19 protein-coding genes and 1 pseudogene are annotated in these 25,906 nt (G+C 69.1%); 5 read left to right on the top strand and 15 right to left on the bottom strand.

Annotated features, from left to right (window positions below; all coding sequences use genetic code 11):
- Positions 1-38: 38 nt before the first annotated feature.
- The 11 genes and pseudogenes from N8I84_RS31855 to N8I84_RS31800 all read right to left on the bottom strand — a co-directional run bounded on the left by N8I84_RS31855 (position 39) and on the right by N8I84_RS31800 (position 14,885).
- Positions 39-1,535, bottom strand: coding sequence for a DEAD/DEAH box helicase (locus tag N8I84_RS31855; RefSeq protein ID WP_263232855.1), 1,497 nt, complete (start codon positions 1,533-1,535; stop codon positions 39-41).
- A gap of 346 nt (positions 1,536-1,881) precedes the next feature.
- Positions 1,882-2,085 (bottom strand): cold-shock protein, encoded by a 204-nt coding sequence (locus N8I84_RS31850; protein WP_043505040.1) that lies wholly within the window; start codon positions 2,083-2,085, stop codon positions 1,882-1,884.
- Between the two features lie 959 nt (positions 2,086-3,044).
- Entirely contained in the window at positions 3,045-3,287 is a 243-nt protein-coding gene (locus tag N8I84_RS31845; protein ID WP_263232854.1) for a DUF5302 domain-containing protein, read from the bottom strand.
- Positions 3,288-3,499: 212 nt separating this feature from the next.
- Positions 3,500-3,871: pseudogene (locus N8I84_RS31840) on the bottom strand (DEAD/DEAH box helicase); the annotation flags it as partial.
- A 1,116-nt stretch (positions 3,872-4,987) separates the two neighbouring features.
- Positions 4,988-7,426 (bottom strand): ATP-binding SpoIIE family protein phosphatase, encoded by a 2,439-nt coding sequence (locus tag N8I84_RS31830; protein WP_263232853.1) that lies wholly within the window; start codon positions 7,424-7,426, stop codon positions 4,988-4,990.
- 67 nt (positions 7,427-7,493) lie between these two features.
- Entirely contained in the window at positions 7,494-9,956 is a 2,463-nt protein-coding gene (locus tag N8I84_RS31825) for a SpoIIE family protein phosphatase (protein ID WP_263232852.1), read from the bottom strand.
- Between the two features lie 321 nt (positions 9,957-10,277).
- Complete coding sequence (locus tag N8I84_RS31820) at positions 10,278-10,751, bottom strand: diacylglycerol kinase family protein (protein ID WP_263232851.1); 474 nt, start codon at positions 10,749-10,751, stop codon at positions 10,278-10,280.
- 111 nt (positions 10,752-10,862) lie between these two features.
- Positions 10,863-11,906 (bottom strand): NAD(P)-dependent alcohol dehydrogenase, encoded by a 1,044-nt coding sequence (locus N8I84_RS31815; protein ID WP_263232850.1) that lies wholly within the window; start codon positions 11,904-11,906, stop codon positions 10,863-10,865.
- A gap of 23 nt (positions 11,907-11,929) precedes the next feature.
- Positions 11,930-13,204, bottom strand: coding sequence for a cytochrome P450 (locus N8I84_RS31810; protein WP_263232849.1), 1,275 nt, complete (start codon positions 13,202-13,204; stop codon positions 11,930-11,932).
- A 62-nt stretch (positions 13,205-13,266) separates the two neighbouring features.
- A complete protein-coding gene (locus N8I84_RS31805) occupies positions 13,267-14,670 on the bottom strand; it encodes an NAD(P)/FAD-dependent oxidoreductase (RefSeq protein ID WP_263232848.1) in 1,404 nt (467 codons plus the stop codon).
- Positions 14,667-14,885: a ferredoxin gene (locus N8I84_RS31800; protein ID WP_263232847.1), complete on the bottom strand. Its 219-nt coding sequence runs from the start codon at positions 14,883-14,885 to the stop codon at positions 14,667-14,669. Before N8I84_RS31800 ends, N8I84_RS31805 begins: the two co-directional genes overlap by 4 nt.
- Before the next feature lie 642 nt (positions 14,886-15,527).
- Here N8I84_RS31800 and N8I84_RS31795 point away from each other — a divergent pair.
- The 3 genes from N8I84_RS31795 to N8I84_RS31785 all read left to right on the top strand — a co-directional run bounded on the left by N8I84_RS31795 (position 15,528) and on the right by N8I84_RS31785 (position 16,977).
- Positions 15,528-15,941 carry a hypothetical protein gene (locus N8I84_RS31795; RefSeq protein WP_263232846.1) on the top strand — a complete coding sequence of 138 codons (414 nt, stop codon included), beginning with the start codon at positions 15,528-15,530 and terminating at the stop codon, positions 15,939-15,941.
- Positions 15,942-16,184: 243 nt separating this feature from the next.
- The gene (locus N8I84_RS31790) at positions 16,185-16,607 is read left to right on the top strand and encodes an SsgA family sporulation/cell division regulator (protein ID WP_263232845.1); all 423 of its coding nucleotides are present in this window, start codon (positions 16,185-16,187) and stop codon (positions 16,605-16,607) included.
- Between the two features lie 40 nt (positions 16,608-16,647).
- On the top strand, positions 16,648-16,977 hold the full coding sequence (locus tag N8I84_RS31785) for an NIPSNAP family protein (RefSeq protein WP_263232844.1): 330 nt from the start codon (positions 16,648-16,650) through the stop codon (positions 16,975-16,977).
- Between the two features lie 696 nt (positions 16,978-17,673).
- On the opposite strand, the gene N8I84_RS31780 is transcribed toward N8I84_RS31785, so the two are convergent.
- The 4 genes from N8I84_RS31780 to N8I84_RS31765 all read right to left on the bottom strand — a co-directional run bounded on the left by N8I84_RS31780 (position 17,674) and on the right by N8I84_RS31765 (position 21,156).
- Positions 17,674-18,453, bottom strand: coding sequence for a D-Ala-D-Ala carboxypeptidase family metallohydrolase (locus N8I84_RS31780; protein ID WP_263232843.1), 780 nt, complete (start codon positions 18,451-18,453; stop codon positions 17,674-17,676).
- A gap of 23 nt (positions 18,454-18,476) precedes the next feature.
- A complete protein-coding gene (locus N8I84_RS31775; RefSeq protein ID WP_263232842.1) occupies positions 18,477-18,704 on the bottom strand; it encodes a hypothetical protein in 228 nt (75 codons plus the stop codon).
- A 72-nt stretch (positions 18,705-18,776) separates the two neighbouring features.
- The gene (locus tag N8I84_RS31770) at positions 18,777-19,844 is read right to left on the bottom strand and encodes a S1 family peptidase (protein WP_263232841.1); all 1,068 of its coding nucleotides are present in this window, start codon (positions 19,842-19,844) and stop codon (positions 18,777-18,779) included.
- A gap of 658 nt (positions 19,845-20,502) precedes the next feature.
- The gene (locus N8I84_RS31765) at positions 20,503-21,156 is read right to left on the bottom strand and encodes a TetR/AcrR family transcriptional regulator (RefSeq protein ID WP_263232840.1); all 654 of its coding nucleotides are present in this window, start codon (positions 21,154-21,156) and stop codon (positions 20,503-20,505) included.
- Positions 21,157-21,394: 238 nt separating this feature from the next.
- On the opposite strand from N8I84_RS31765, the gene N8I84_RS31760 reads away from it, so the two are divergent.
- Positions 21,395-24,613, top strand: a complete 3,219-nt coding sequence (locus N8I84_RS31760) for a bifunctional cytochrome P450/NADPH--P450 reductase (protein ID WP_263232839.1) — start codon at positions 21,395-21,397, stop codon at positions 24,611-24,613.
- Positions 24,614-24,772: 159 nt separating this feature from the next.
- On the top strand, positions 24,773-25,819 hold the full coding sequence (locus N8I84_RS31755) for a zinc-binding dehydrogenase (RefSeq protein WP_263232838.1): 1,047 nt from the start codon (positions 24,773-24,775) through the stop codon (positions 25,817-25,819).
- Positions 25,820-25,906: the final 87 nt, after the last annotated feature.

The following is a 25,906-nucleotide window of genomic DNA, read 5'->3' as shown; positions in this document are numbered from 1 at the left end:
CTCCTGCGAAGTTGGGCGGGCTTCCTGACACGAAGGTTCTATGCCGCTGCACCGGGGGTGGACTGCCGTACGGGCGCGCGGCGGGCCGCCGAGACGGGGCGGCGCCGACCTCGTGAGGTGGCGCCGCGCTTCTTGGGGCGTTCGACCACCGGTGCGGTGATGACGACCGGGATGCCGGAGGGGGCCTGGGCGCCGGTGATGCGGTGCAGGGCTTCTTCGCCGACGCGGACCTGGGTGGTCTGCGGAATGATGCCGGCCGCTGCCATGAGGCGGGTCATGCCGCGGCGCTGGTTGGGGGTGACCAGGGTGACGACGCTGCCGGACTCGCCGGCGCGGGCGGTACGGCCACCGCGGTGGAGGTAGTCCTTGTGGTCGGTCGGCGGGTCGACGTTGACGACGAGGTCGAGGTTGTCGACGTGGATGCCGCGCGCCGCGACGTTGGTCGCCACCAGCACGTTGACGTGCCCGGTCTTGAACTGTGCCAGCGTGCGGGTGCGCTGTGGCTGCGACTTCCCGCCGTGCAGGGCGGCGGCCCGTACCCCGCTGTTCAGGAGGTGTTCGGTGAGGCCGTCGACGGCGTGCTTGGTGTCGAGGAACATGATCACGCGGCCGTCGCGTGCGGCGATCTGGGTGGTTGCCGTGTGCTTGTCGGCGCCGTGAATGTGGAGCACGTGGTGCTCCATCGTCGTGACCGCGCCGGCCGAGGGATCGACGGAGTGCACGACGGGGTCGCTGAGGTAGCGGCGCACGAGCAGGTCGACGTTGCGGTCGAGAGTGGCGGAGAACAGCATGCGCTGGCCTTCGGGGCGGACCTGGTCGAGGAGGGCGGTGACCTGCGGCATGAAGCCCATGTCGGCCATCTGGTCGGCCTCGTCGAGGACGGTGATGGAAACCTGGTTCAGCCGGCAGTCGCCACGGTCGATGAGGTCTTTGAGGCGTCCGGGTGTGGCGACGACGATCTCGGCGCCGGCGCGCAGCGCGCTCGCCTGCCGACCGATCGGCATTCCGCCCACCACCGTGGCCAGCCGCAGCCTCACGGAGCGGGCGTACGGGGCGAGCGCGTCGGTGACCTGCTGCGCCAGCTCACGCGTGGGTACGAGGATCAGCGCCAGCGGCTGCCCCGCCTCGGCACGCTGCCCGGCCGTACGGGCCAGCAGCGCCAGCCCGAAGGCGAGGGTCTTGCCGGAGCCGGTGCGGCCACGGCCCAGTACGTCCCGGCCGGCGAGGGAATTCGGCAGGGTCGCGGCCTGGATCGGGAAGGGTACGGTCACGCCTTGCGAGCTGAGCGCGCCCAGCAGTGCCCCGGGCATGTCGAGATCGGCGAAGCCCTCCACGGCGGGGAGCGCGGGAGTGATCGTCTTGGGGAGGGCGAACTCCCCCTGGACCGCGGCGGGCCGGCGGCCGTGACCACCGGAACGGCTCGGCCCGCCGGAGCGGCTCCTGGCCGACGAGCCGAATCGGCTGCCGCCCCTGCCGGAGTCGGTACTGCCGTTACGGGTGCGGGTGAAGCGGTCGTTCGTGCGTGTGCGGTTCATGCGGAACCTTCCTCGATGCGGCACATATCAAGGAATTCCCGCAGCGATCAGCAGCACAGAGAATTGCAAGAATGGACCGGTGGAATGCGACAGCGAATCTGACCGACGGAAAATCCGTGCGGGCACAGGCGCTGGAATGAGTGGCGCGAAGCGGACGCAATGTTCGGGCGTCCGCCGCTATGAAGCTATGAAGGATGCGTGCACCCCTGAAGGATGCCCCGTATGCGCTGAGCCTACGGGTTTCCTGGTTGTCGTCCGCAGGTGCAACCACTGCGGAAAATGCGAGCAGCTGGGGCCCGCACCCCGAAGGACGCGGGCCCCAGCTGCAAGTACGCGACAGTCAGCGTCAGGCGAGAACGATGTTCTCGGCCGTCGGGCCCTTCTGGCCCTGCGCGATGTCGAAGGTCACCTTCTGGCCCTCGATCAGCTCACGGAAGCCCTGGGCGGCAATGTTCGAGTAGTGGGCGAACACATCAGCGCCGCCACCGTCCTGCTCGATGAAGCCGAAGCCCTTTTCCGCGTTGAACCACTTGACAGTACCAGAAGCCATGTCACTTCTCCTTTGGGGCAGTGCATCGGGATCCGCACTGCACGGACCCCGTGTCGCCGCGATGATCACCCCGCCGGGAAAAAAGACCGGATAACAAAAGTGCTTCCAGTGGCACAGGCGCCGCCTGGAGGGCACTTGAAGTTTTGGGAACCACAACGCAACCGAGATCGACAGTAGCACGCCGAAGCGGCCTGTGTACGGTGAAGAATCCCACCCCACTTAATACGGTAGAGAATCTGTCTGCCTGTCCCGTTGAAACCTCAGCTCGCGGGCACAGATTTTGCCCCAGCCGGAGAGCAACGTTTCGGGAAGCTTTGGGGGCGCGCCCAGCGTAAGGGCTGCTCCCCCAAAAGATGGTGCGGGCGGGCGTGGAGATCAGCCTGGCTCCGGCAAGCGTCACGGCCCGTCTCCGGCGCACGCACGGGAGCGGCCATATCGAAGACCATCAAGGACCAGACAGTCGATCAGCTCGGTGGAAACAGCAGCATCCTGGTGCGGCAACGCCGTGAGCACGAGGAAACGGCGGCTGACGGATCAGTACCTGACCCTCGACGACCTTCACCAGCGGGAACGCGTTCTGAAGCAGGCGGTGCAGCTGGTTTTCAGCCATGCCTTCGTGGAAGAGACGGTGCTGTGGGCCGCCCTACGAGCCTCAGGCCCGGACGGCGAGGAACTGACGACAGCCGCAGTCGTTTTTCACAGCGGTACAGGGGCACGCAAGGCGCCCAACACCGGCCGCGTACCCTCGGACAAGGCAGTGCCCTCATCCCGGAATTCCAGTTCGGCGGCACCACCGACCCGAGCCAACCGCATCTGGGCCATTCCCCCTGGCGAGTCCCCCGGCTACGCCCCGCCCGCAACGCGCACACGGGCATGCGCACGTCGCGGGCCACTGGACGGGACGCGCGAGTGGATAGCGCGAGTGCCGGTGAAGCGGTTAGATCGCGGGACTCATCGACTCAGCCGCCGCTCTTGCGCCTGAACGACCGCTGGCTCGCAGCCGGGCCGTGCGCCGAACGCACCTTCGACGCATCGGGGTTTGCGGCAACATCGGCGGCGTCCGCCTGCGCACCGCGCTTACGCGCCAAGGCTTCGCGGAACTTGCGCTTGAGGTCATAATTGCCGTCGCTGTCCGGCGCCAGAGGGGACGTCTCGGAGGCAGTCGGCTCCGAACCTTCCGTAGATACGGGCTCTGCGGTCATGGTGACCTCCTGGGTTCGGGGGTGGGCAAGCACAGCTTGTCATGCCGGGCGCAGTGCGGGGCGCCGGCAACATCATTCTGCTCCGTTTCGGCGGGTATCCCTCTCGCGGCCAAAGGCGTTGACTTCGTAGGTGAGGCGCACATGACGGCTTCGGGCCTGGCCGAGGGTCGCCGATCCCGTGGCCAGGAGATTCGCCGCCAGGGCAACGGCTCTCAGCCGTTGCGACACACGAGGGCGGCCTTGCGGGCCTCGGCGAGCTTGCGGGCCTCGCCGGCCTTTCGGGACTTGCCGCCGGCGCCGCAGGAGGTGCCCTTGCTGGTGCCGAGGCCGCGGAAGGGAGCGTTGCTGTTCCTGGGTCGGGGGACGGCGGGCCCGCCGTCGAGCAGGATCCCGGAGGGAGCCTTGGCGTCGGTGATCCGGCTCAGCTCCGCCTCGCCCGAGCGCACCTTGGTGACGGTCGGCTCGATGCCGGCCCCGGCCGTCATGCGGCTCGTCTCGCGGCGCTGGCCCGCCAGCACGAGCGTGACCACGCTGCCGGACTCACCGGCCCGGGCGGTGCGCCCCGCCCGGTGCACATAGTCCTGTCGCAGCTTCCGCGACCATGAACAGCCTGCGGACGAGAAGCCCGTGCGCCCCTCGGCGGGGGCAGGCATCGCCTCAGACGCCTCCCGGAGCGTTCGACTTCGCACGGGCGAAGGCTATGACTGTTGGTCGCCAAGGGCCCCGGCCGGATTTGCCGAGCACTCGACGCGAGGGCGCAGGGAGGAGGACCCGGGGGCAGCAATGCCGACGCCGGAGCTGCAGCACACCCGCCCGGAAGCCCCCGCCGGCCGCGCCTGTAGGAGCTTGCCGTCGAACGAGCTCTCACCGACGCTCTCACACGTCTGTCACCAACTACGTCGACTCCCCCGGACCGCAGTGCCTGACCTGCCGTTACGCGCCCGCCCTGGACTGACGTGGACGCCCGAAGACGGTCTCTACAACCTGTGCCATGTGGTACCCAGTGAGGGACCCAAGATCAGGACCGGAGCGTCTTCTGGCCCGTCAAAGCGGTATTGCAGGGTGTTCGGTGGTGTCTCACTCACGCCCCAGACCCTCTCACGTATCACGGACGCCCCCATAACGAGGGGACGCCAGGTACCGTCCTGACCAGGTTGAAGACCTCTCGAGCGGCATATCGCTCGGGCCATACTCCAGGGCCAGGCGGTTCTTCAAGTCGTGGATCGGCTCGTGAGCTATCCGATTCGCTGAGCCAGCAGACGCAGTGTGATGCGGGTGGCCTGCACAACCGCGTCTTCACCGCCTCCGCCGTTCTTGCCGTCGTCGGCGAGCCCTGCGCAGACACGAAAGCCTGCGGGTGTGGCCCCGCCACGGGACAGCACCCGCCAAGTCTCCCCACACCCACGGCATCTCCCGAGACCGCAGACTTTGCTCAGTCCCGCCTCCGGAGTAGTTCCGGCGGCATCTGCCGGAGTCGCCTGAACGAGTTGCACGGCCTGACCCAGGTGATCGCGGTACTGCCGTTGCACACGGCCTGGTCGGGGATGGCGTCGTACGACATGGGCAAGCCGCGCCCACGCATGGGCCCGTGCCGCGCCTTCCTGCATCCCAACTCGCCTCCCGCGCCCGGGCGGCCGCGTGACAGACATGCCGGAGCCGCCTACGCGGCTGCAACGGAGTGAGATGGCCACAGGGCGTGATCAGTGGGCGCGCGCGATGGGCTGTTCGGACCAGATGGTCTTGTGGTTCTGGCCGTGGCGGCAGCCCCAGCGCTCGGCGAGTTGGGCAACGAGGAACAGTCCGCGTCCACCCTCGTCGGTGGTGCGAGCGCGGCGCAGACGGGGTTGGGCGGTGTTGGAGTCGGTGACCTCGCAGACCAGAACCTGGTGCCGAATCAGTCGCAGCTCCGCCGGCGGACGACCGTAGCGGATCGCGTTGGTGACCAGTTCACTGACGATGAGCTCGGTGGGGAGGACGAGGTCGTCCAACCCCCACGCGGTGAGTTGGCGGATCGCCCATCCCCGGGCGTCCGAGACAGCAGCCGGATCGGCCGGTATCCGCCAGCGGGCGGTGTCCTCGACCGGTACCGCGCGGGTGCGCGCCAGCAGCAGGGTCGCGTCGTCACGTGGTGCTTCGTCCACCAGATTGTCAATGAGGGTCCTGCCGGTCTCCTCCAGCGCGCGGTCCGGGTGGCAGGAGGTGGCGAGAGCACGGGTCAGCCGCTGAAGCCCGTCGCACACGTCGTGTGTGGCTTGCTGGACCAGGCCGTCGGTGTAGAGCACGAGGACGCTGCCCGGCTCGACGTCGATCGTGGTTGTCTCGTACGGCATGCCGCAGACGGCGAGGGGCGGCCCCGGGAGTATGCCGACGGCTTCGGCACTCCCGTCGGGCCGCACGAGCACCGGCGACGGGTGCCCGGCACTGGCCATGGCGCAGCGTCGGGTGACCGGGTCGTAGACCGCGTACAGACAGGTGGCGCCCATGACGTCATGGTCGCCAGAGGGTGCTTCCGCCGCGAGACGCTGGACCAGGTCAGCGAGACGCGTGAGCAACTCGTCCGGCTCCGGTTCGAGGTCGGCGAGGGTCTGGATGGCGGCGCGCAGACGGCCCATGGTGGCACTGGCGGGTATGCCGTGGCCGATCACGTCTCCGGCGACGAGGGCCAGCCGGAGAGAGGGCAGGGGTATGGCGTCGTACCAGTCGCCGCTGGTGCCCGCGCCACGGCCTGTGGGCAGGTAGACGCCGGCGGTCTCGGCTGCCGGAGTGTCGGTCGTGGCCGGGGGAAGGAGCCTTCGCTGCAGGGCCATGGCGGCTCTGTGCTCGCGCGTGTAGCGGCGGGCGTTGTCGATGCCCAGTGCTCCGCGTGAGGCGATCTGCTTCATGAGTTCCGCCTCGTCCTCGGTGAACGGTTCGGACGGGCCCGTGCGCCAGACCACGATCGCGCCGAGGGTGAGGCCGCGGGCGTGCAGCGGTGCCACCATCACCGCGTGGGTGTCGTGCGGCAGGAGCTGCTCGGCCTGCTGCGGGTCGCCGATCAGGGTGATGAAGTCGTCCCGGCCGTAGACGACCGTCTCGCCGTGCTGGAAGCGGCGCAGAAGGGGGTGGTCGCACAGGGATGGGACGAGGTTGCCACGCTGGATGCCGGGCGGCCAGACCGCGGTGGCCGGCGCCAGAGCCGCGTTGCGCAGATGCAGATCTCCTCCGCCCAGCCGCTCGGCGGGTTCGTCACCGTCGAAGACGGCTTCCGCAAGGTCGACTGCGGCGAGATCACCGAAGGCGGGTACAAGGACGTCCGCGAGATCATGCGCGGTCCGCACGACATCCAGGGAGCCCCCCACCCGCTCGGCGACCGCATGGGCAAGATCCAGGTGGCGGCGGGCACGCAGTCGTTCGGTGTCGTCTATGTACAGGGCTGCGACCCCCGCGGGGCGTCCTAGTGCGTCCTCCAGGCGGAAGGCGGACAGCGACAGCGCGTGTCGCCGCGCCGGATGGTGTCGCCAGCTCACTCGCTGGCTTCTGTGCATCACCGGGACACCGGTCTCGAGCACCTGCCGAAGTACCGCCTCGATGCTCTCCGCGTCCTCGGCGCACAGCACGTCGCCCAGCCGGGCGCCCGGCTGTATGGGACGGCCGTCGGGAGTGTCCGGCATGGCGTTCGTCTGCACGGTGGTGAGATCCGTGTCGTGCAGGGCGATCGTGATCCGGCTCTGTGCGGACAGTGCGCGCAGGAGGGCTGCGCCGTGCCGGTGGTCGGCGACGTGAGGAGTGGGGGCTGCGAGCACGAGGAAGTCCGCCGAGCCGCTCACCCGTGTGGTCCGGAATGTGACGTCGATCGCGTCGCCGCACTGGTGACGCAGTCGTACCCGGCCGGTCGCCGGCACTTGTGCGGCCCTGCGCGGGTCGTGCGGGAGGTCGGCCACGAGCTCCTGCACGGGGCGGCCGTGGACCTCGTCGGCGCAGAACCCGGTCAGGTCCTGTGCTGTGCTGGTCCACCCCACCACCGTGCCCCGATCGTCGAGCACGGCCGCGGCCAGACCGTCGAAGGCGGGCGGCCGGCCGCCGGGGCCGGCGCCGGAGACGCTCGTCGCACCCTGAAAGGCGCCTGCCGGGTCGGTGTTTTCAACATCCGAGTTGTGCATGTCTCTGGCTTTCATTACGAGGTTCCGCGGCTACGGGAGATGGGGATCCTGTGGCGGCTGTCGGCGCTCAGCGGGCGCCTGTTGGGGATGGCAGGTCCTGTTCGGCCCAGACGACCTTGCCGTCTGTCACGGAGCGGGAACCGCATCTGCGCGACAGCCGACCGACGAGGTAAAGGCCGCGGCCGTGCTCGTCGAGATTGCCGGGATGGCGGGGGCGTGGTTGACCGGTGTTGGTGTCGGAGACTTCGCAGGTAAGCACCCGGTGCTGAATGAGCCGTAGGCGGATCGGGCCGTCGCCGTGGCGGATCGCATTGGTGACCAGTTCACTGACGAGCGACTCCACGGCCGTCACCAGCGGCTCCAGACCCCATTCACGGAGTTGACGGGCGGCCAGACGCCGGGCCGTCGGGACGGTGACGAGTTCGTTCGGCAGATCCCAGGACCCGACTTGGGCGGGTGGCAGGGCGCGCGTCCGCGCAAGGAGGAGGGTGACGTCGTCGGCCGGTGCCTGCGCCGACAAGGTCTCCATCGCCCGTGAGCACAGGTCCTCCAGGGCGGCACCGGGCTGTGCCAGGGCGGCGCCCAGACGCCGCAAACCGACGTCGATGTCCTCGCCGCGGGACTCCACCAGGCCGTCGGAGTAGAGGGCGAGCACGCTTCCTTCGGGCAGTTCCAGTTCCACGGACTCGAAAGGCACCAGGCCGAGACCGAGGCCGAGCGGGGCTCCGGCCGGCAGGTCGGGGATGGTGACCCTGCCCTGTGCGTCGACGACCAGGGGCGGCGGATGCCCGGCCCGTGCCAGCGTGCACCGTCGGGAGACCGGGTCGTAGACGGCGTACAGGCAGGTGGCACCGACGACCGCGGGAACCCGGTCGGTGTCGTCGGCGTCCTCGTCGTTCAGTCGCCGGACCGTGTCGTCGAGGTGCGTCAGCAGTTCGTCCGGGGGGAGGTCGAGGTCCGCGAGCGTGCGCACGGCGGTGCGCAGCCTGCCCATGGTCGCCGCGGCGTTGATGCCGTGTCCCACCACATCGCCGACGACCAGGGCCACCCGGGCGCCGGACAGCTCGATCACGTCGAACCAGTCGCCCCCCACTCCGTGGTCCATGTCGGCGGGCACATAGCGCGAGGCGACCTCGAGGGCAGCACCGCCCTGCACCCGGTGAGGGAGCAGGTCGCGTTGCAGCGTGAGAGCGGCGGTGCGCTCGCGCGCGTACTGGAGCGCGTTGTACAGACAGAGCGCGGCCCGGGTGACCAGTTCCTCGGCGAGGAGCAGGTCGTCCTCCTGGAACGGCGTCTGTTCCGTGGAACGGCCGAACAGCGCCAGTCCCAGCACGCAGTGCCGGGCACGGATGGGGACGACCATCAAGGAGTGGACGCCGCTGTCGCGTACCTTCTGCGCACGCGTCGGATCGTGGTCGACCCAGGGGCCGGCATGGGTGTCCAGCACCGGTTCCAGGTGAGACCTGCCCGTGCGCAGGACGGCGGCGAACGACGAGGTCGGGGGGACGTGGATCACCTCTTCACGCACCGCTGGCATCTCCAGGACACCCTGGTCGACGGAAGACACCCCGGCACGGCGCAACACAGGGCGGCGTCCGCTCGTCGTGCCGATCCGTGCGGCGGGCTCGAGTCCGAACGGAACCGACTCCACCAGGTCGACGACGGCGTGGTCGGCCAGCAGGGGCACGGTGAGCTCTGCCAGTTCCTGGGCGGTCTGCATCACGTCGAGGGTGCTGCCGATGTGCGTGCTGGCCTCGCTGAGGATGGCGAGGCGCTCGCGCGCCCGCTTGTTTCCGGTGACGTCCACGGTCATGGAGCACACGCCCAGCGGCGTGCCGTCCGCGCCCTGGAGACAGAAGAAGGAGGCGGAGAACGCGTGCTCGCGGGGGCGGTCCGCAGGCGGCCACGCACGGTACTCGTGCACCGTCGTCGTGCCGCTCTGCAGTACCTGCCGCATCACCACCTTGAGCGCTTCGGCCTCGACGGCGGGCAGCGAGTCCTTCAGACCGCGCCCGAAGCGTCGGTGACGAGGCACGCCGTCGTGCCGCTCCATGGCGTCGTTCACCCAGACACACCGCAGCTGCGCGTCATAAACGACGATGCCGATCGGGGCTCGAGCAAGGAGCGACTCCCGCACCGGTCCCCCGGTCGCCCCCGAGGACAGAGATCCTATGTCCGTCACGGACACCAGCCACCGGGTGCCGGCGTCCTGCCCTCGCAGCAGCGAGACCCGCAGCGTCATCCTGAGCGTGTGGCCGTCGCGGTGGCGTATCGCGACAGTGCCGGACCAGCCGCCCCGCTCACGGCACTGCTCGGAGAACGCCGAAGCCCTCCGTGCGTCCTCGGGAGGCGGCAGCACGTGTACGGCGGACCGGCCCACGACCTCCCCGGCCGTATAGCCGACGAGCTGCTGGGCGGCGTGCGTCCACCCCACGACGACGCCCTCGGCATCGATCATCGCTATCGCGGCATCGGGCACCTCAGGGAGGCTCACGGGCTCGGCGAGGAGGGTGTGGTCAATGTTGGTCATTCGCGGTCCATCCCATCGGTGCGGAAGTAGGAGCGTCGGCCTGTGGCCCGGCGACCCTGTGTGCAGCGGTGGTGAACGACGATGTCCCGGTGACCGGCACACGGTGCGGTATGTGTCATATTGGAGCAAATTGCCCATTCCTGATGAAATCATCAGACGTAATGGCTTGGACGTCAAGACCTTCACAGGTGATCGAAAAATCAGACGCGTGGGCTCCAGCTCACGGCTCTCCAGGTGAACGGACGGGCAGCGGGTTCCGCGGAGCATGCACGGCGGGTGGGAAGGGCTCCCCGAGGCTCAGACCACCCGCCGGATGGCGGCTCACCCTGGTGGTCGCCCGGCAGACCGGGCGCCGGGACGATGCCGGGGAACCCATACCCGTAGTGCCCGAGGGCTGATGCGGCACCGCACGGGAGTCGGCAGGCTGACGGCTTCGCCGTCCAGCCCGGCAGGGAGGGCGGGGACGTCGGCGTAGACGACGACGTCGTCGGGCGTGGCGAGACGGGTGAGGCCGTGCGGTTGTCCGCTGCGCAGCCTCGTGGCCGTTTCGGCGGGCGTCTCCGCCCTGACGGCCAGTACTCCCAGGAGACCGGAGTCGAGGTGGGCCCGCCTGCCCGGCCCGGCCGGGTCATCCACTTGGTAGGGGTTGTTGCTCACCAGTACGGCATCCGGCCCGGCAACGGTGAGCAGCCCGGTACGGACCACCAGCTCCGGGCCCTCGTGGCGTGCCAGACATTCCGGAAGGATGTGCACTGCCGTGCCAAGCTTGTTGTCCCGATAAGCCGGGTCCTGCACCAGGGCGGCATAAGCACCGAACGAGACGGTCCTGCCCGCCGTTGCCGCCTGGGCATCCGATGCCGGCGGCCAGGAACAGTCGTGGTGTCCCGTTCGGGTGAACGACGGCATTCACGCTTGGGGGGTGATGACGGCACGTCCTTGGATCCTGCCGTCGTGCAGGAGCTGGTAAGCCTCGTTCGCCCGTTGCAGGGGGAAGTACTCGACCAGCACCTTGATCTTTTCCTGCTGGGCGAGCGTGATCACATCCATCAGTTCGGTGAGGGAGCCCCAGTAGGGCGAGGCGACCGAGCACTCGTGCGGCGGGCTGGAGAAGTCGACGGGCAGGGCTCCGCCGCCGAGTCCGACAATGGTCAGGTGCCCGAGCACCCTGGCCACCCGGGCAGCCATCCGCAGGGTCGCGTCCATGCCTACCATGTCCAGCACGAGCTGAGCGCCCTGCTGCTCCGTCATGTCCCTGATGCGCGCGATCGCCTCGTCGCCCGAGAGCAGAGCCTCCTCGGCGCCCAAGCGCTGGGCGGTCTCCAGCTTGCCGGCGTCACTGTCCACGGCGACGACGGTGGTCGCCGCGCTGAGCACACGCAGGATCTGAATGGTCATCTGGCCCAGACCGCCGGCCCCGATCACGACCGCGGTCGAGCCCGGCCCCAGCAGGTGGAGCGACCGCTTCACAGCGTGATAGCTGGTCAGTCCGGCGTCGCTGAGCGGGGCGGCCTGGCGGGGATCGAGGGTGCCGAGCGGAATCAGGTAGCGCGCCGCCGGGACCAGCAGGTACTCGGCCATGCCGCCATCGTGACCACCGCCCAGGCCCGGTCCTTCACCCGCGCGCTTCTGGCAGTAATTTTCCCTGCCCTCACGGCAGTTGGCGCACCCTCCGCAGCCCCAGGCGCCGTAGACGATCACAGGATCCCCGGGCGCGAACCCAGTGACGCCCGGTCCCAGCCGCTCCACCCACCCGGCGTTCTCGTGCCCGAGCGTGAAGGGCGGATTCGTGAAGCCGGCCAGCGGTCCGGGTGCCTGCATGATGTGCAGATCGGAGTGGCAGGCACCGGCACCCGCGACCTTCACCAGGACCTGTGCCGGCCCGGGCTCCGGTGTCGGCACCTCGCGCAGCTCGGGCGGCTGCCGCCAGCCGACGAGTTGAAAAGCCCGCATGGCGATCCTTTACGCGACGCTGGTCAGTCGCGGATGCCGTCGATGTCTACGAGGACGTGGCGGGGTCCGCGGAAGATCTGGTTGTGCCGGTACGGCGGCGGATCCTCGACGAGCCGGGGGTTCTGTACCCGGCGGACGAACTCGCCGACCGCGATCTGGACCTCGAGTCGCGCGAGCGGGGCGCCGAAGCAGAAGTGGATGCCCTGGCTGAACCCGAGGTGTTCGTTGTGGCGGCGTTCGAGGTCGAGCCGGTCGGGGTCGGTGAACCGTTCCGGGTCGCGGTTCGCCGACCCGTACGCCAGGAAGATCGGAGCCCCCTTGGGGATGGTGGTGCCGGCGATGTCGATGTCTTCCAGGGCGGACCGGGTGTGCCAGAACTGCACGGACGACTCGAAGCGCAGCAGTTCCTCCACCGCGGGCACGATCAGCTCCGGACGGCGGCGCAGCTCCTCCAGCGCTTCGCGGTGCCTCAGCAGCGTGAGCACGCTGTGGGCGATCAGGTTGACGGTGGTTTCGTGTCCCGCGAAGATCAGGAGCAGGGCGTTGCTGGCGAGCACGCCCTTGGACATCCGCCCCTCCGTGCCGTCCTCGTTCACCATGGCCGAAAGCATGCCCGGGCCGGGCTGGTCGGCGTACCGGTCGAGCAGGTCGGCTGCGAACTGCCCGAAGTCCTGCACGGCCCGCCGTCCGCCGGCCAGCCGGCTCCGGATCTCTTCGGACGCGGCCTCGGGGCCGAAGTCCAGGGCGTCCAGGGCGGCCTCGATCCAGTGGTGGAAGCGTGGCTCGTCCTCCAGCGGCACGCCCAGGACCTTGCAGATCACCGTCACCGGCAGGGGGTAGGCGAAGTCGTCGACGGCGTCGATCCGGTTCTTGCCCTTCATGCCGTCCAGGAGCCCGGCCACGATGCGATGGATCTCGGGCTCCAGGTCGGAGATCAGGTGAGGGGAACGGGGAGGCCCGACGAAATGCGGCATCATCGTCCGGCGGTCTCTATCGTGCTCGGGGGGATCCTGGGTGATGATGTTCGGCTCCAAGGAGATGACCGCCTCCGTGATCGGCTCGGCCTCCGCGTCCGCCGCTCCCTCGGCCGGGGTGGCGGCCGGAGCGGGGCACTTGCGTGGATCCGAGCTGACCCGGGGGTCGTGGAGCAGCGTGACGATCTCCCGGTAGGTGCTGACGACATAGGTTCCGTCCGGCTGCCGCGCCACCGGTGTCTTGCGCAGTTCCTCGTAGAAGGGGTACGGGTTGGCGCGGTTGGCGTAGCGCAGCGCCTGCTGCCAGGGGGTTTCCTCGGCCACGAGGCTCCCCTCCTTTTTCCTGTCGGTGCTGTCCGCTTGCACGCTCGGCCCGGCGGGCCGGGTCAGTGGCGCCGGGGCCGGAACTCGGCCGTCCGCTCGCTCGGGGCATGGCCGGTCAGGACGACGTCGGGGATCCCCGTCGGGACCCTGGGGTCCGGGAACTCGGCCGGCATCGGCTTCATGTCGGGCGGCTGGTCCCAGCCCGGCGGCGGAGGCGGGAATGAACCTGATTGCTCGATCAACTTCCCGTAGTACTCCAACCACTTGCCGTGATCGAAGGTGACGGCGGCGACGATGCGGCCTCGGTGGCCGTAGGCGGCGGCGAAACGGCGCTCCTCGACCGACCCCTGGGTGAAGACGATCTCGTCACCGAAAGGCGGCACGCCGACGGACTTGATGTTCACGCCGAACTGACCGGACCAGAAGCCGGGCAGCAGCAGATGCGGACGATAGTGGGGCTCCAGGTTCACCATGTTGTGCGCCGCTACCTCCGCACCGAAAACAGCGTTGTCCCAGTGCTCCATCGCCAGGAACTGGTACTCGTAGAGCACATGCGGCGCACGCGCCACGTCGCCTGCCACGTAGATGCTGTCGGTGACCACACCGTTGATGTCGAAGGCCCGGCCACCGGCGTCGCACCCCACGCCCCAGAAACCGGCCGCCAGCCCGGAGCCCTCCAGCCACTCCACGTTCCGGATCGACCCCAGCGAGGCCACCACCACATCGGCGTCGACAGTAGTTCCGTCGGACAGGCGCGCCCGCCGCACATGCCCTTCGGAGTCGCCCTCCAGCGACGACACGCCCAGCCCGCAGCGCAGGTCCACGCCGTGATCACGCTGCATCTGCGCGGCGATCTCCCCGATCACCCCGCCCAGCGCGCCGACCAGCGGCGCCGAACCCCGCTCGACGACGGTCACCGGGATGTCGAGTTCCCGGCAGACAGAAGCCACTTCGGACCCGATGAACCCGGCGCCGACGACCAGGACCCGCGACGGCGGCTCGGCCAGCGCCTTTTGCAACTGCTCCGCATCGTCACGCGAACGAATCGTGTGGACACCGTGCAGTGCGGCCTCGGCCGGGTTGGGCCACTGCCGCGCGCGGGTGCCCGTGGCGATCAGCAACCGGTCGTACGGAACCTGCTCCCCGTCGGCCAGGGACACCTGCTTGGTCACGCGGTCCAGCCCGACGGCGGCCACCCCGAGCCTCCAGTCCGCATCCACTTCTCGCATGCGGGGCAGCTTCGTGTGGTCGGCCGGCACCCAGCCCTTGAGCACCTGCTTGGACAGCGGCGGACGGTCGTAGGGCTCGTACGCCTCGTCCCCGATGACGGTCAGGGAACCGGTGAAGCCTTCCTCGCGCAGCGTCTCCGCGGCCCGCAGCCCGGCCAGGGAAGCGCCCACGATGACGATCCGGCCGCTGGCCCGGAACTCGCGCACCAGCTCTGCGACCGTTGCCCGCAGAGTCATGGCGTCTCGCCCCGCTTCGCGCCGTCCAAGCGGTCGATCACGATCGCCTGCACCGGGCACGCCGCAGCCGCTCGCTCGACCTGCAGGCGCCGGTCGTCGTCGGGGTTCGGCTCATAGGTGAGCGCCTCCTGGCCGTTCAATTTGAAGACCTCGTGCGCCAGATACACGCATTGCGCGTATCCCTGGCACCGATTCAGGTCCACGACGATCCGCATGGGCAGACTCCTTCCGCTCCGCCTCCGCCCCACGGCGACCATCGACCCGGTCACGCAGCCTCGGTCATGAAGCCATGGGCCGGTTTCTCAAGCCTCCCGTCAGGGCGACGGGGCCGGATGCCCCATCCGTCGTCGCCGCTTCCTTCACGGTGAGGCTTGTCGGCTGTGAGCGCGGGCGTAACCAGACGGGGGCGCTGCATCGACGGTGTCGGCATCAGAGGGTGCCCCGGTCGTCACGCCCTAAAAAAATACTCGTCCCGCCTTCCGGCGATCGCAAACCCGCCTCTGCGGCGTACTGGATGCATCCGTGACTTCGAGACCTCACTCCGCGGGCTACGGGGATCTCCGGGCCGGTGAAGCCACCGATCACCAGGACACACCGCCGCGGCCAAGGCGAGGAAGGCCGACGTGCCGAGGGGCCGGCAACGGGCAGCTCGCCCTGAAGAGCGACATCTGTTGGCGCTGGTGCCAGCCGGTCAACGGTTACCTTCGCCACTTCGACATTTCCATACGACGTATGGTAATAATGAAAGCGCGCTTCCATACGACGTATGGAACTGCCCGCTCGGACCACACCGGGCGTCATACATCGCCTGGCAGAACCGCCGTTGGCGCAGATCACCCCCTCGGGAAGGAAAGATCATGAACAAGCTCGCTAAGCGCATCGCCCTCACTGTCTCCTCCGTCGCGGTCGCCGGTGCCGCCGTCCTCGGTGCCGGTGGCACTGCTTCGGCCGCGCCCCTTGCGTCCGCGCACGCCCAGCACCCGACCGACGGGGCCGTGACCGCTGACTACAGCTGGGACCACGGTGTCGGCTACCTGCTCGAGCGGGGCTACTCCTGCGACGAGACCCGCGGCTGGCACCAGGACCGCCACGGCAGCGATTCGACCCGGCACGACTGCGACGGGCTCTACTACCGCGATGGCCACTTCTACCGCTGGGAGGGCGAGGGACACGGCTGGACGTCCGACAGGCCCCACCGCCACGACGGAAACCGCTGTGAGCACGACGGCTGGGGCAGGCACCACCATGACCTGAGCCGCGACGACCGGTGAGACGGGTATCGGCCATGCACGCAAGCAGTTCCCCTCGGCCCTGTCCCTGCCCGCGGCGGGGACCCGTCCGGCGGCCGGGGGGCAGCGTCCCCGACCGCCGGCCGAGTGAGTGCAACGCACTCACCATGCGGTGCGCCGGTGCCGTCCGGCGCCCGCGCCCCGCTGTACCGCCTCCGCCCGCGCTGCCTCTTCGCCACCGGCCGGTGTGAGGCACCGCCGAGCCCTACCCAGGAGCGCAAGCCGATGAAGAAGTCCTTGAAGGTCGTAGAACGGCAGGTGGCCGTGCAGCTGGTCGTCTCGCACGTCTACTCGTTGCCCCTCTGCGTACGTCTGCGCTACGAGCCCGCTGATCCCTATGTCGTCCGTGCCGCCTTCTTCGTCGACTGCGACGAGCCGGCCGAATGGATCCTGGGGCGGGATCTTCTGGCTGACGGGCTGAAGGGTTGCGCAGGCCACGCGGACGTCCGGATCTGGTCGGCCGCAGGGCGGGGTGACGAGTCGATCTACATCGCCCTCGGTTCTTCCGCAGGCACCGCCTTGCTCGAGGTCCCCATGCAGGACATCTCGTCCTTCCTTCAGGACACCCACGCTCTGGTGCCACGGGGTACCGAGTCCGGACTCATCGACTGGGATGCCGAACTGGCACACCTCCTCCCCCAAGGCTGACCGCCGACCATCCATGCTCAGATGTAAAGGAACCAGTGTCATGTCCCAGTACCAGCTTCGCGTCTACACCCTGCGCAGCTCCGATGCGCTCGCCGCCTACGAGAAGATCTGGGCCCATCACATTCCCGGTATGGTCAAGCACCGGATCACCACCCACGGCGTCTGGACGGTGCCCGCGGCGCCCGGAAGCGACACTCCCCGGCTGTACGCCCTCGTTTCCTACAAGGACGCCGACGACGTGCAGGAGCGGCTGGAGGCATACCTGTCGAGTCCTGAATTCCGCGCGGACATGGAGGGCTTCGACATCAGCCAGATCGTCGGCCTCGACGAGACCGTGCTGACGCCCACCGTGGACTCTCCCTTGCGCTGACGGTCGGCCTGCGACGAGTGACGCGGCCAGAAGGGCCGGTATCCGGCGGCCCTGCAATGGTGGTTCCGGTGTCGTCGATGGCGACCCAGCAGTGGTGGCCCTTGCCGGCATCGATACCGACCCATAAGCAGGGCACCTGTGTGGTCATGTGCGTCTCCTCGGACTCGGACAGCGCGCCGTTCCGGTCCAAGGACGGCTCTGCCCTGCGTGACCGGGCTCCGGCAACCACGGCCGGCGTCGAGGTGGGGACCGTGACGAGTCGGTTCACTACAACCACGATCGGTACAGCGTCGATCGCTGAGACCAAGGGCACCCTTTGTCCGGCAACCACCGTTGGCCACATCTCCGTGATGGTCCCGGCCGGCAGTGGTGGCCTTGCCTGCTCCCGTCGGCCGGGCGCCCTTGCGGCGCGCGAAGAACTGCTCCTGCGGGTGTCCTGGTGCCGACCGCCACCGGTCCTCGCAGTAACCGCTTCTCTGTGCAGCCCCTTTGTCGGCGCTCACCGCGGCGACGACGGCGGCCGCACGGCCGGCACGGAGTGCGGACATCCGCTTTCCTTTCCCCTGGCAGCGGACTGCTGCAGGGCAACCGCGGTGACCACGATGGCCGCCATGGTGAGGGCCTTGGCACGGAACTTCAAGAATCGTCAACTCCTCTGAAGAGCGGGGCGGGTCGACGCGTGTGGGCGGAGGGAGGTCACACGACGCCGCTCTCCCACCACCAGGAACCGGAGCCGTAGGAGGGGTACTGGACGCGGCTGTCCACATGTTGCCAGGAGTGGGTGTAGGCCTCGAGCCCGGAGAATCCGCAGGTCTCAGCGATCCTGTACACCTGGAGGGTGGTGTGTCCGGAGACGACGATGTCCGCGGCGACGCCGTAGACGTGCATGCTGTTGGACGCGCCGCCCACCGAGGCGTTGTAGGAGACGCTGCGGAAACCGGAGTTGATCGTGATCGCGCTGTTGCCGGCCTTCTTGCGTACGGCCTCGAGCTTGTACATCAGCCGACGCACGTTCTCCTTGACCTCGGCGGCGCCCACCTGCCCGCCGCTGAAGCCGGACCCGTCATGGGAGTAGAACTCGCTCCAGTCGAAGTGCGCGGTGGAACCGTCGCTGCTTTCGAGACTGTTGAGCACGCTCTGGGTCTGCGGGCCGACGACGCCGTCCGCCGTGAGGCCGTACGCGGACTGGAACCGCCTGACCGCGTTGTAAGTGGCCGCACCGAAGGCACCGTCCCAGGCGACGTAGGTCTGCTGCGCGCTGGATGCGGCCCAGCCGCCGACGCGGATCTGCAACTCCTTCACATCGGAGCCGCTGTCGCCCTGCTGAAGAGTGCGGATCCATCCGTAGGCCGAGGCGCGGGAGGCCGACCCGAGGCTTACGGTCGCCGCCGTACCGAGCGCGGCCGTCAGGCCCAGCGCGCCGCGGAGTATGGTACGCCGGTCCAGGCCTCGGCCGGAGTCTGCTGCAGTGTTCATGAGCCCTCTCTTAGGTGTGCCCGTCAGGACCGGTAGGCGTTGCGGGTGTAGGTGAGGCTGAGCAGAGCGGTGTTGGCGAAGTACTGCGAGATCAGGTACGCGGGGTCACGCGCGGTCGAGCCGTCCTGCAGATCGCTGCCGTCGTCCCCGTCGTCCCAGGCCCAGGGCGTGTGCGCGGCGTTGTCCTCACCGTTGTCGCCTGCGAACGTCCCCAGGAGGCGTAGGGCGGGTTGGCGGAACGGCGCACCCACAGGCCGCGTGTGACCGCCGCCTTCCGGGCGGCGGTCACGTGCGTCGTCAACGCTCGGGAGAGGGAGGAGGACCTAGTACACGCTGACGCCGTACGCGCTCAGCGCCTCGGTCACCGGCTGGAAGAAGGTCGTACCGCCGGAGGTGCAGTCGCCGCTGCCGCCGGAAGTCAGACCGATCGCCTTGGTGCCGTCGAACAGCGAACCGCCGGAGTCGCCGGGCTCGGCGCAGACGTTGGTCTGAATGAGGCCGTAGACGACGTCGCCGCCACCGTAGTTGACCGTGGCATTGAGGGCTTGGACGGTCCCGCCGTGCACGCCGGTGGTGGAACCGCTGCGCTTGACCGACTCGCCGACGTAGGCGTTGGCGGCGGACGTGATGTCCTGGCTGGTGCCGTTGTAGAGGTTGACGGTGCCGGGGTGGCTGACGCCGGTGTTGTCGTAGCGGACGATGCCGTAGTCGTTGGTGGGGAAGCTGGAGTCGATGGTCGGGCCGACGTAGGTGCTCAGGCCGGAGTTGGTGTACCAGCTCGGGTAACCGTCGGTGCAGTGACCGGCGGTCAGGAAGTAGTAGGCGCCGCCGCTGCTCCGGACGTTGAAACCGACGGAGCAGCGCCAGCCGGCGTCGGCGTAGATGGCGGTGCCGCCGTTGAGCAGCTTCCTGAAGGTGCCGCTGACTCGTTTGACGGTGACCGCGTCGCCGTAGGAGGCGGTGGCGGACTTGAGCTCGGCGATGTCGGCGTGCGAGACGTTGCTGTCGGCGCTCACCACAAGTTTGTTGCTCCTGGGGTCGACGGCCCAGGCGGTGCCGGGGATGTCGGCAGCCTTGGTGGCGGCGCCGGCCTTGGCCAGCTGCGCTGAGCTGTGGGTGACGAGCCTCGGCACGGCACCGGCCTCGCGGACGGCCTCCGCGGCCTTCCGCGTGGTGACGTTGACCACCACGGACTTGGTCTCGGCGTCGTAGTACGAGCCCGCCGTCGAGGTGGTGCCGAGGGTCTTGGTGAGCTTGGCCGCGGCCTCGGGCGAGGCCTTGGCGGAGGGGGCGGCCTGGGCGGTGGGCGTGGTGAGCGACACCGCGAGGAGCCCGGACGCCAAGGCGATCAGCCCGGAGCGTCTGGCGGTGCGGGGGGTCTTGACCTTCACTCGTTCCTCCTGGGTGGGGACAAGGGGACACCCGTCAGGGCGGCACAAGGGCCCTCGGGAACGGCGTGTCCCTGACAAGTTCCGGACGGGAGTATTCCGCGCCCCGCGGTCAGCGAACAAGAAGCCGGAGGCAGGATTTACGCGCGTAACACGTTGGTACGTACCTGTCGGCGAAGCGGCAAATGACCTGCTACCACCAGTAATTGAGGCACAGTCAGGAAACCGTCGGAGAGCTGAGCCGCGTACACGACGAGTCCGAGGAACTGGCGCTCGGTGACCTGTGGCGGCGACGACCGGGGGCAGGGGGGCCACGGTACCGTGTGCTCGTTTTCGGTCGTTGGCGTCGACTGTCGAATGTGCAGCCGGCCCCCGCAGGCCATCGCGACGCTCTGATCTCACGCCTTTTCGAAGTCCACCGACAGAAGTCTGGCCGGTCTCCCCTCCAGGAGGGAGACCAGGAACAAGCCAACGACCATGGTCATTTCACGGTTCAGCGTCGGCATACGGCTGCCGCGTAGAGGCTGGATGTGGAACCACCCCGCCGGGCGGCATCACCCGATGTGACGGGGTGGCTCCCGTGTGTCGCAGCCTGAGATCGCCCGACTGCGGGCGCGCCTCAGCCGCCAGTGCCTGGGGGCAGCGCCTCAGGCTGACTGGCTCAATGGCCGGCGTGCCGGCCGTCACGACCGGCGGTGAGGCGGCTTTCCAGGCCCGTGATCAGCGTGTCCATCACGAGGCGGAACATGTGGTCCTGGTCAGGGCCTTCGGGGGCCGCACCCGTAGAGCCAGGGTGTGCGTCCGCGGCCCCGTCTTCGTCGGCTTCAGGGCCGTGGGGCTTGAGGTTCGCCCACTGGTGGAGCGAGCCGTTGAGTTCGGCGGTGAGGACACCGACGACGACGGCGGCGATCAGCGCGGCGATCTCCGGGGCCTTCGACCGCGGTACCCCGGCGGCCGCCACGATCGCGGTGAGCGCGGTCCAGAACGGGTCGTCGGGCTGGATGAATTCCGGCTGGTGGCTGAACGAGTAGGCCATCAGCTTGGGGTGACGGTGTGCCAGTGTCCGGAAGTCCGTGGCGAGCAGACGGATGCGCTCCTGCCAGGGAGCATCCTCCAGCGTCACGGTGCGGAACTGGGCGCCGACCATTCTCGTCACGCCGCGCAGCACGGCTTCCTTGTTCGGCACGTGGTGGTACAGCGACATCGGGTTCGCGTCGAGCACGGTCGCGAGCTTGCGCATGGTGAGCGCCTCGACACCGTCCTCGTCGATCAGCCGCAGGGCGGCGGCATAGATCCCGGCCTCGGTCAGAGGCACGTCTCTCTTCCTTGTGCCCCGCGGGGGACGCCTCGGTTTTTCCATACCACGTACGGTACCAGTTCCATACGTCGTACGAAAATGAGCTCCCTCACAGCAGCCCTTGCCCACCCGGGTTGCACTCCGCTTTCCGTACCGCGTATGGTTTCAATTCCATACGACGTATGGTTCTGTCGTGCAGCGCGGCATCGACCGGCGCCCTTGCCCTTCCCCCTCTCTCCGTACAAAGGAGCAAGCCATGACCACGCACGCGAACGACCTTCGCCCCATCCGGTCCCCGCGCGGGATCCCCCTCCTCGGCAACACGCCGCAGATCCCCGACACCAATCCGGTGGAGTACTTCGGTGAGCTGTCCAAGCAGTTCCCCGAGGGCATCTACGGCATGGACATCGCAGGCGTCGAGCAGGTCTTCGTCTACGACCCTGACCTGGTGGCCGAGGTCTGCGACGAGACGCGGTTCTTCAAGCAGATCGAGAAGACGCCGCTGAGCCATGTGCGGGACTACACGGGGGCGGGCCTGTTCACGGCCCACCAGCACGAAGAGGAATGGGCCATGGCCCACCGGATCCTGCTGCCGGCCTTCAGCCAGCGGGCCATGAAGACCTACTTCGGTCAGATGCTGGAGATCGCCCAGAACCTCGTCGGCAAGTGGGAGAGCCGGGAGGGTCAGCCGGTCGCCATCACCGACGACTACACCCGGCTCACCCTGGACACCATCGCCCTGTCCGGCTTCGGCTACCGGTTCAAGTCCTTCGACAAGGAGGAACTGCACCCCTTCCTCAACTCGCTGCTGGAGGCGCTGATCGAGTCGATGCGGCGCTCCCAGGAGCTGCCGATGATGACCAAGCTCCGCAAGGCGGACGACAGGAAGTACCGCCAGAACATCCAGCTGATGCGCGACCTGGTCGAGAGCGTGATCAAGGAGCGCCGCGAGGGGAAGGGCACCGGCGAGGAGGACCTGCTCGGCCTGATGCTGGAGGCCACCGACCCTGAGACCGGCAAGCTGCTGGCGGACGACAACGTCCGCGACCAGGTGGTGACCTTCCTGATCGCCGGTCACGAGACCACCAGCGGTCTGCTGTCGTTCGCCACGTACTCGCTGATGCGCAACCCGCACGTGCTGGCCCAAGCCTACGCCGAGGTGGACCGGATGCTGCCGGGCGACACGGTGCCGGACTACGACACGATCATGCAGCTGGACGTGATCCCGCGGATCCTGGAGGAGACCCTGCGCCTGTGGGCTCCCATCCCGCTGATCGCCAAGGCGCCCATCGACGACACCGTCATCGGCGACCGGTACGAGCTGAAGAAGGGAACCAGGGCCAACATCCTCATGGGCGCGCTGCACTCCCACCCCAAGGCATGGGACCGGCCGGAGGAGTTCGACATCGACCGGTGGCTGCCGGAGAACCGCGCCCAGCAGCACCCGCACGCCTACAAGCCGTTCGGTAACGGTGTGCGTGCCTGCATCGGTCGGCAGTTCGCGCTCACCGAGGCCCGCCTGGCGCTTGCGCTCGTGCTGCAGAAGTTCAGGTTCTCCGACACCACCGACTACAAGATGGACGTCCGCGAGGCGCTGACGCGCAAGCCCGGCGACTTCCAGTTGGTCGTCCGTAAGCGTCAGGACCACCAGCGGACCGTCTTCGGCGCCGCGGACCTGCAGACCGGCGACACGCAGGCGCAGGCAGCGGTCAGTGGTGTCGGTGTGAACCTGACCGTCGCCTACGGCTCCAGCCTCGGCTCCTGCGAGGACCTGGCCCGCACCATCGCCGACCGCGGCGAGCGCTCCGGCTTCGGCACCACCCTCATCAGCCTGGACGAGCTGGGTGACAACCTGCCCTCCGAGGGCCTGCTCGCCGTCGTCGCCGCCAGCTACAACGGCAAGGCCCCCGACAACGCCCAGCGCTTCGACGACCTGCTGGCCGCCGGACTGCCTGAGGGTTCACTGTCGAACGTGCGGTTCGCGCTGCTGGGCGCCGGCAACACCCAGTGGGTGGCCACCTACCAGGCATTCCCCAAGCGGATCGAGGAAGGTCTGCTGGCCGCCGGCGCCACCCCGGTCGTCGAGCGCGGCATCGCGGACGCCGCCGGTGACTTCGACGGCATGGCCACGCGGTGGATGAACACCCTGTGGGCCACTCTGGCCGAGGAGTACGCCGCCGACACCTCCCAGGCGAGCGGCCCCCGCTACCAGGTCCAGCTGCTCACCGAGTCCGACGTGCGCCCCGCCATCGTCTCCGAGCAGGCGTACCCGCTCACCGTGGTCGCCAACGAGGAGCTCGTGGCCGACGCGACCGGACTGTGGGACTTCAGCATCGAGCCGCCGCGCCCGTCCGCGAAGTCCATCACCATCGAGCTGCCCGACGGCGTCACCTACGACACCGGCAACCACCTGGCCGTCTTCGCCAAGAACGAACTCGCCCTGGTGGAGCGCGCCCTGAGGCGGCTCGGCGTCGAGTACGACCAGGTGCTCCGGCTCGACCAGCCGGCCGGTGGCCGCACCCACCTGCCGGTCGGCACCCCGGTCACCGCCGGCATCCTGCTCACCGAGTTCCTGGAGCTGCAGGACGTGGCCACCCGCTCCCAGATCCAGACGCTCGCCGAGTACACCGAGTGCCCGTGGACCCGGCCGCAGCTCCAGGCGTACACCGCCGACACCCAGGAGGCCGAGGAGCGCTACCAGAAGGAGATCCTCGGCAAGCGCATCTCGGTGCTGGGCCTGCTGGAGCGCTTCCCGGCCGTCGAGCTGCCGCTGGCCATGTTCCTGGAGATGATGGGCCCCATCCGCCCGCGCTTCTACTCCATCTCCTCCGCCCCGTCCGCCAACCCGCGCCATGTGCGCCTGACCGTCGGCCTGCTGGAGGGCCCGGCCCTGTCCGGCGACGGCCAGTACCGCGGCACCTGCTCCTCCTACATCGCCGGCCTCGAGCCCGGAGACGTCGTCTACGGCTACGTCCGCGTGCCCTCCCCGACGTTCGCCCCGCCCGCCGACCCCGCCACGCCGCTGATCCTCATCGGCCCCGGCACCGGCATCGCACCGCTGCGCGGCTTCCTGGAGGAGCGGGCGACACAGCACGCGAACGGCACCCAGGTGGGCCTGTCCCAGGTGTTCGTCGGCTGCCGCCACCCGGAGCACGACTACTTCTACCGCCAGGAGATGGAGGACTGGGAGCAGGCCGGCATCGCCCAGGTGCACACCGCCTACTCGGCGGTGACCGGCCACCCGGCCCGGTTCGTGCAGAACGCCATCGCCAACGCCGCCGACACGGTGTGGCAGGCCATCCAGGACGGCGCGTACATCTACGTCTGCGGTGACGGCCGCCGCATGGCCCCCGCCGTCCGCGAGGCCCTCGCCGCCATCCACCGCCAGAAGACCGGCAGCGACGACGAGACCGCCCAGCAGTGGCTCGCCCAGCTCGAAGCCGACGAGCGATACCAGCAGGACGTCTTCGCCTGACCGTCGCACGCCGTCAAGGCGCGCTGACCCCCGGCCGCCGGGAGGCGTGCGGACGTCCTGCCTCCCCGCCCGCCTCCCGGCCCCACCGGCCATTCAGACACCCCATGGCACCCATGGCCCGAACCACCGGGCCGTGCCGCTCACAGAAAGCAGATCACCATGGACACCATGCTCGCCGGACGCTTCCACCTGGACAGCAAGAAGTTCGCCGTGGAAGAGGTCCCGATCCCCGTGCCGGGGCCGGGCGAGGTCCTCATCGAGGTCAAGGCCGCCGGCGTCTGCCTCTCCGACGTCCACCTGCTCGACGGCTCCCTCGTCCCGCTGTTCGCCACCTCCGACACCATCACCGTCGGCCACGAGGTCTCCGGGGTGATCCACACGCTCGGCCCCGACCTCAAGCGCGGCCTGTCCGTCGGCACCCGCGTCACCCTGGAGGCCGGCAAGACCTGCGGCAAGTGCGCCGGATGCGTGCGCCACCGCCCCTGCGCCCGGATGCTCACCGCCGGCATCGACTACGACGGCGGCTGGGCCGAGTACGTGATCGCCCGCGAGGACACCCTCATCCCCATCCCCGACAGCCTCCCCTTCGACCAGGCCGCGATCATCCCCGACGCGGTCTCCACCCCCTACGCCGCCGTCGTCGCCACCGCGGGCGTCCGTGCCGCCCAGTCCGTCGGGGTCTGGGGCGTGGGCGGAGTCGGCGCGCACAACGTACGCCTCGCCCGCCTGGTCGGCGCCGCCCCGATCATCGCCGTCGACCCGCTGCCCAGCGCTCGCGAGCGTGCCCTGGCGTTCGGCGCGGACCTCGCGCTCGACCCGGCAGCCCCCGACTTCGCCGACCAGGTCCGCGCAGCCACCGGCGGACGCGGCCTCGACTTCGCTTTCGACTGCGCCGGCGTCCCCGCCGTCCGCGACCAGGCCGCCTCCGTGCTCGGCCTGGGCGGCTCCCTGATCCTGGTCGGCATCACGCCCCGGCCACTGACCATCACCGAAGGACTGACCTTCAACTACCTGCAGAAGCAGGTGCGCGGCCACTACGGCGGCTTCCCCGAGTCCGTCTCCGAGCTGGTGCAGCTGACCGCGGCCGGCCGCCTCGACCTGGCCCCCTCCATCACCGACCACATCCCGCTCGCCGAGGCCGCCCACGCCGTCCACCGACTGGAGAACAAGATCGGCGACCCGATCCGCCTCATCCTCGTCCCCTGACGCCCGTCAGCAGGACAACAAGCCACCCTGGGCAGGGGTGAGTGGGCGCCGGTGCGTGAGGGAGCACCGGCGCCCACGGCTTTCCGG

Source organism: Streptomyces cynarae, assembly GCF_025642135.1.
Taxonomy (GTDB): Bacteria; Actinomycetota; Actinomycetes; order Streptomycetales; family Streptomycetaceae; genus Streptomyces; species Streptomyces cynarae.
The sequence above is the reverse complement of the archived record's forward strand: the minus strand, read 5'-3'. Positions and strand labels throughout refer to the sequence as shown.